A 6,427-nucleotide genomic window follows, 5' to 3' on the forward strand; every position below is an offset into this window, starting at 1 on the left:
AGGTGGAGACGTTCTCGGTGTTGACGACGGCCGTGCCGCCGGCGGCGGTGATCTCCTCGGCCACCTCGTGCGCCGGGCCGGTGTCGGCGCCCTCGCCGGTGTTGCTGCCGCCGAGGTCGTTGACGACGACCTTGGCGCCTTCCTTGGCGAACAGCAGGGCGTGTTCGCGGCCGATGCCGCGACCCGCACCGGTGATGACCGCGACGCGGCCTTCTAATGCACCCATGGTGTTGTCAGACTCCTTGCGTCAGTCGGCCAGTACGGCCAGGCCGTCGGTGATCACGAGATCTTGGCCGTCGTCACCTCGGGCCGTTTCGAATGCGTAGGTGGTGACTCCGTTCTCGCTGCCGACTTTCCAGATCCGGGTCTCCAGGTCGTCGCCGGGGATCACCGGCTTGGCGAAGCGGACCGCAAACCGCTTGAGCCGGTTGACATCCGAGCCGGCCAGCTCGGTCAGCACCGCCCACGAGGTGAACGCCATGGTGCACAGCCCGTGCGCGATGATCCCGGGCAGACCCGCGGACTTGGCGATCTCCTCGTCGAGGTGGATCGGCATCGGGTCACCGGCCGCTGGCGAGTAGCGGAACGTCTGGTCGTGGTCGACGTGCTGTACGACCTTGGCCACCGGCGCGCGTTCGCGCAGCTTGTCGGCGAACTTGTGCTCGGGGCTCAGAACGCCGACCGACTTGGCCACTGTCATGCCCCGCACAAACGTGGTGACATATTGCTCGTTGACCAGTTCGCCGTCCTCGGTGCGACATTCGAGCAGGATCGCCGCCCGCGTGCCCTTCTCCAATCCCTGATATCCGATCATCTTGCCGCGTGAGACCAGCTTGTCCCCGGGACGAATCGCGCGGTGGAAGTGAAAATCCTGCTCGCCGTGGACGACTCGCGGGATGGCCTCGACCGGCATCACGTCGACCGCCGGGGTGAGCAGCGCCTCGAATACGGGGACGATCGCGAACACCGGTGGCGCAACGCGCCCGCTGCGGTGTGCGTCGATCGGGTCGTTGGTGGCGGCGGCGTACTCGGCCAGCCGCTCCTGGGTGACGTGAAACCGCTCGTCGTCGGTCCAGCGGTCCAGGCCGGTGTCGTCGAATTCCAACGTCTCGGTCACAGGTTAAGCCTCCGACATTCCAGCCGAGGCCAGCGCGTCCAACTGGTCGAGCGTCTTGGTGAGCTGCTTGGCGCCGTCCTTCTCCACGGCCTTGCCCAGCGCGCCCTTGATCATCGCGCCCTCGAAGTCGCCGAAAACCGTGAATTTCGAGCCTTTGTCGGCAGGGTCGATGGTGAAGGTGAACTTGGCCTTGACGCCGGCCATTCCGGTTCCCGAGAGGACCAGCGAGCGCGGCGCATCGACCTTTTCGATCGTCCACTCGATCTTGTTGGCCATCCCCAGCATGACGATCTTGGCCGTCAGCTTGGCGCCTTCGGTCAGGGTGTCCGGCGGCCCCTCGAGCCACTTCTCGTGCACGGTGAACCACTTGTCCCAGTTGGCCAGGTCGCTAACGGTTCCCCACAATGCGTCCGGGTTGGCCGCCAGTTCGCGGGTGGCTTCGATGTGTCCCATGAATGTTCCTTTCGTAAGGTGGTTTAGCGTTCGGCCCGCTGATACGCGGTGACGACCGCGGCGCCGCCGAGCCCGATGTTGTGTTGCAGTGCGGCGGTGACGTTGTCGACCTGCCGCTTGTCGGCCGTGCCGCGCAGCTGCCAGGTCAGCTCGGCGCACTGCGCCAGACCAGTGGCCCCCAGCGGATGACCCTTCGAGATCAGTCCGCCGGACGGGTTGACCACCCACCGGCCGCCGTAGGTGACGTCGCCGTTGTCGATCAGCTTGGCCGCCTCACCCTCGGCACACAGCCCCAGCGCTTCATAGAGCAGCAGTTCGTTGGCCGAGAAGCAGTCGTGCAACTCGATCACCTGGAACTCCTCGGGCCCCAGACCTGACTGGTCGTAAACCCGTTGAGCGGCTTGCACATTCATGTGGTAGCCGATCAGCCCCTTGCAGGTGCCGTCGAAGCTGTCGGCGAAGTCGGTGGTCATGGCCTGTCCGACGATCTCCACCGCCTGGCCGGCCAGGCCGTGCTTGTCGACGAACGCCTCGGATGCCAGGATCGCCGCGCCCGATCCGTCGGAGGTTGGCGAGCACTGCAGCTTGGTGAGCGGGTCGTAGATCATCCGCGACGCCAGGATGTCGTCGAGTGAGTAGGCCTCCTGGAACTGCGCGTAGGGATTGTTGACCGAATGCTGGTGGTTCTTGTAGCCGATCTTCGCGAAATGCTCCGCGGTGCTGCCATATTGCTGCATGTGCTCGCGCGCGGCGGCCCCGAACATCCACGGCGCCACGGGGAAGAGCACCTCGGATATCTCGGCCATCGCCATGACGTGCTTGTCCATCGGGTTCGTGCGGTCGTCGTAAGTCGCCTCCAGCGATCCGGGCTTCATCTTCTCGAAGCCGAGTGCGATGGTGCAGTCGGCCAGCCCGCCGCGAATCGCCTGGGCGGCAAGGTACAACGCGGTCGACCCGGTAGAGCAGTTGTTGTTGACGTTGACGATCGGGATCCCGGTCAGACCCAACTCGTAGAGTGCCCGCTGCCCCGACGTCGATTCGCCGTAGACGTATCCGACGTAGCCCTGCTCGATCAGGCGGTAGTCGATGCCGGCGTCGTCAAGCGCTTTGGTGCCGGACTCGCGCGCCATGTCCGGGTAGTCCCAGTTCTCCCGGCGGCCCGGTTTTTCGAACTTCGTCATCCCCACACCGATGACGTAGACCTTGTTTGACATCACGCTCCCTTGCATTAGCCCTTGGCCACGAAACATACACACCTGATTGTATCTTTGCAATGGGCGATGGCTGTCAGTAACTCGGCGCTCGGTGGCGTCGTGGAACTCGAGCGCTCAGTCGCGCGAATCTGCCGTCAGCAGGCCATCGGCAACGACCCGCATTTGCTCGCACGCGCGGTCCCATCTCCTGCGCGAGCGAGCGGAGTCGCGGTCGACGAAACTCGCGAGCAGGATCCCCCGCAGTGCGTCCATCGCGGTGTAGACGAAGTTGCGCAGATCTTTGCGCATGGCGTGATCGGGCACCAGTTGCGCGATTGCCGAGATCAGGGTGCTGTTGACCAACGGCTCCACCCGTTCGACGTGACCGGCCAGCACCGAGTCGGTACGTGCGGCGACCCAAAGTTCCACCGTGGCAACAAACATCGGGCCCTGGTGGGCCTCCCAGAGGAAATCGAGCACCGTCGAGACGGGATCACTACTGGCTTCCACCCGTCCGAACTCGCGCATGGCCGCCTGGACGCGCTGCTGAGCAAGATGCTCGATCGCTGCGACCACCAGGTCTTCCTTGGAGCGGAAGTGGTGGATCTGCGCTCCCCGGGTGACCCCGGCGCGTTCGGCGACGCGTGGTGTCGTGGTGCCGGCGTATCCATAGGTCACCAGACACTCGATCGTCGCGTCGAGCAGACGGGTGCGCATGGCGGCGCTGCGTTCTGCCTGCGTGCGCCTGACGCGTCGTTCGCCGACTTCCGTCACGTCTTCTACCGCCCGCTCCCGTTCGGTCCAGTTACATTCTCACTGGAATGTTACCGGACAAAGCTCCTCCACGCTGCTCCCCCACGCGCCGTTATAAGTTCGCCGGGCGGATCACGACGACCGACTTGGTCCGGCTACCGTCGTCGCGCAGCAATGCCATCACCCGGCCGTCGACGGTGTGCGCGGCGTAAACGCCGTCGATGCCGGCCGATTGCAGCGGGCGCCCGTTGGCGACGGAGTCTGCTTCGTCTTCGGAAAGTGCTCGATGCGCGAACAGCAGTAGACACGCCTCGTCGAGAGTCACACTCAGCGCGGGCCGTTCGGCCAGATCATCGAGCGAAACGGCCTGGCCGGAGTCGAATCGGCCAACCCGGGTGCGTCGCAGCGCAGTCAGGTGGCCGCCGACCGCCAGCGTCGCGCCGACATCGCGGGCCAGCGCACGAATGTAGGTACCCGAGGAGCAATCCACCTCGACGCAGACATCGACCAGTTGGTCGTGGCGACGCACCGCAGTCACGTCGAACCGCTCGATGCGCACCGGCCGGGCAGCCAGTTCGACGGTGTGGCCCTCGCGGGCCAACCGGTAGGCGCGCTGCCCGCCGACCTTGATGGCGCTGACCGCCGACGGGACCTGCGCGATATCGCCGCGCAGTCTCGCGATCGCCGCCTCGATAGCGTCGTCGGTAACGTCCTGAGCCGAAATCTGTTGCGTGATTTCGCCTTCCGCGTCCTCGGTGGACGTGGCCTGGCCAAGCCTGATCGTGGCCGTGTAAGACTTCGCGGTTTCGGTCACCAGGCCGAGGATCTTGGTCGCCCGGTCGATCCCGATCACCAGGACTCCGGTTGCCATCGGATCCAGCGTCCCGGCATGCCCCACTCGGCGGGTGCCGAAAATGCGCCGGCAGCGGCCCACCACATCATGACTCGTCATGCCGGCCGGCTTGTCGACGACGACAAGACCCGCAGTCATAAGGTGATCGCGGTGAGCACCAACTCGCGGGCCACCGACCACCGCCCGGCCAGGGTGCGCAACGGCGGCCCCGAAAGCGTGCCTCCGTCGATCAGAATCGTGGATTCGAACCCGCCGACGGAGCCGGATTCGTCGACGGTGAAGATGATGTGCGCGTCTTCGAAGCCGAGCCAACGCTTGGTCAACGGGAACCAAGCCTTGTAGGTTGCCTCCTTGGCGCAGAACAAAATTCGGTCCCAATGCATACCCGCGGGCAGGGCCGCGATCTCGGCACGCTCGGCGGGCAGGCTGATCGCGTCGAGCACACCGTCCGGCAGGACGTCATGCGGTTCGGCATCCACCCCCACCGAGCGGACCGCCCGGTTGAGACCGACCACCGCGCCGCGATAACCCGCGGTGTGGGTGATGCTGCCGACCACGCCGTCGGGCCAGCAGGGCTCGCCCTTCTCCCCCTTGAGAATCGGAACCGGTGGAAATCCGAGCTCGCCCAACGCAATACGTGCGCAGTAACGGACGGTGACGAACTCGTTGCGCCGCTTGGCCACCGACCGCTCGATCAGTGGTTCTTCTTCGGCCATCGGCGCCAATCCCGGCGGATCGGAATACAATTCGGCGCAGGCCAGGTCGGCGGCGCTGGGCAGCACCGCAGACATCAAGGTGGTCAGCGTCATCGGCCTACCGCTGACGCAGCCGGTCGCGGAACTGCTGAACCTGAGCCCGCATCTCCTCGGTGATGACGAAGTGCCCGCCGAAGTCGTTGAGATAGCCGGGTGCATACTTCGGATCGGGCAGCACCTGGCGCAGCCAGCTGTAGGGCTTGCGGCGGCGCCACTCGCGTGGATAGCCCACCGACACCTCTTCGAAGCGCACATCGTCATACCAGGTGGTCCGCGGAATGTGCAGGTGCCCGTAGACCGAACACACGGCGTCGTAGCGGGTGTGCCAGTCCGCGGTCTGGGTGGTTCCACACCACAGCGAGAACTCCGGGAAGAACAAGGCGTCGCAGGGCTGGCGGACCATCGGGAAATGGTTGACCAACACGGTCGGGTTGATCCAGTCCAGGTCGTCGAGACGCTTGCGGGTGGCCGCGACGCGCTCCTGGCACCACGCCTCGCGCGTGGGGTAGGGCTCCGGGGAGAGCAGGAATTCGTCGGTGCACACCACATTGCGCTCCCGCGCGATCGCCAGACCCTCGGCTTTCGTCGTCGCGCCCGTTGGCAGGAACGAATAGTCGTAGAGCAAGAACAGCGGCACGATGGTCGCCGGGCCGCCCCGCTCGGTCCACACCGGGTAGGGATGCTCGGGGCTCACCACACCCAACTCGTCACACATGTTGACCAGATAGTCGTAGCGGTCCCGGCCGAAGATCTGCATCGGGTCTTTGTTCGTGGTCCATAGCTCATGGTTGCCGGGCACCCAGATCACCTTGGCGAACCGACGTCGCAGCAGGTCCAGCGCCCAGCGAATCTCATCGGTCCGTTCGGCGACATCACCGCACACGATCAGCCAGTCGTCCGGCGTCGACGGATACAGCGACTCGGTGACCGGTTTGTTGCCCACGTGGCCGGTGTGCAAATCCGATACCGCCCACAGCGTCGGCTGTCGTGCGGTCGGGGGCTGCTGCCCGTGTTCTTGCCAAGCCACGACTCCCCAGCCTAACGGCTGGTCGTTGTCGCTCTGCCGGCGTGGCGGCGCAATGGACTAGAACAGGTTCTCGTTTACTCTGTGGCGGCGCGGGTCTGACTTGTAAACTCCCCGCAGAAGTCACATGACCCGAGGGGGCCCGATGGTCGGCAAGCTGCGCCTGCTGGCAGCGTTCGGCGCCTTGTTCACGGCGGTGGTCGTGACGTGGCAGAGCGCGCCGCCGGCCACCGTCGGCGGCCCCAGGGTGGACCTGCGGTCCACGGCCGCCCCGATGGC

At 65.5% G+C, this 6,427-nt stretch carries 8 protein-coding genes; all 8 read right to left on the reverse strand.

Annotated elements, in window-relative coordinates; all coding sequences use genetic code 11:
• On the reverse strand, positions 1-226 hold a 226-nt coding region (locus tag AC2VOU_RS00235; RefSeq protein WP_486955540.1), incomplete at its 3' end, for an SDR family NAD(P)-dependent oxidoreductase.
• A 21-nt stretch (positions 227-247) separates the two neighbouring features.
• On the reverse strand, positions 248-1,117 hold the full coding sequence (locus tag AC2VOU_RS00240; RefSeq protein WP_486955541.1) for a MaoC/PaaZ C-terminal domain-containing protein: 870 nt from the start codon (positions 1,115-1,117) through the stop codon (positions 248-250).
• A gap of 3 nt (positions 1,118-1,120) precedes the next feature.
• Positions 1,121-1,570: a type II toxin-antitoxin system Rv0910 family toxin gene (locus AC2VOU_RS00245; protein WP_486955542.1), complete on the reverse strand. Its 450-nt coding sequence runs from the start codon at positions 1,568-1,570 to the stop codon at positions 1,121-1,123.
• Positions 1,571-1,593: 23 nt separating this feature from the next.
• Entirely contained in the window at positions 1,594-2,799 is a 1,206-nt protein-coding gene (locus AC2VOU_RS00250; protein WP_486955547.1) for a lipid-transfer protein, read from the reverse strand.
• A gap of 99 nt (positions 2,800-2,898) precedes the next feature.
• Positions 2,899-3,480 carry a TetR/AcrR family transcriptional regulator gene (locus tag AC2VOU_RS00255; RefSeq protein ID WP_486955543.1) on the reverse strand — a complete coding sequence of 194 codons (582 nt, stop codon included), beginning with the start codon at positions 3,478-3,480 and terminating at the stop codon, positions 2,899-2,901.
• A 148-nt stretch (positions 3,481-3,628) separates the two neighbouring features.
• The gene (gene truB / locus AC2VOU_RS00260; protein WP_486955544.1) at positions 3,629-4,507 is read right to left on the reverse strand and encodes a tRNA pseudouridine(55) synthase TruB; all 879 of its coding nucleotides are present in this window, start codon (positions 4,505-4,507) and stop codon (positions 3,629-3,631) included.
• Entirely contained in the window at positions 4,504-5,178 is a 675-nt protein-coding gene (gene pptT / locus AC2VOU_RS00265; RefSeq protein ID WP_486955545.1) for a 4'-phosphopantetheinyl transferase PptT, read from the reverse strand. The genes truB and pptT overlap by 4 nt, the downstream gene beginning before the upstream one ends.
• A 4-nt stretch (positions 5,179-5,182) precedes the next feature.
• The gene (locus tag AC2VOU_RS00270; RefSeq protein ID WP_486955546.1) at positions 5,183-6,151 is read right to left on the reverse strand and encodes a metallophosphoesterase family protein; all 969 of its coding nucleotides are present in this window, start codon (positions 6,149-6,151) and stop codon (positions 5,183-5,185) included.
• Positions 6,152-6,427: the final 276 nt, after the last annotated feature.

This window comes from Mycobacterium sp. TH-M25 (assembly GCF_057473665.1).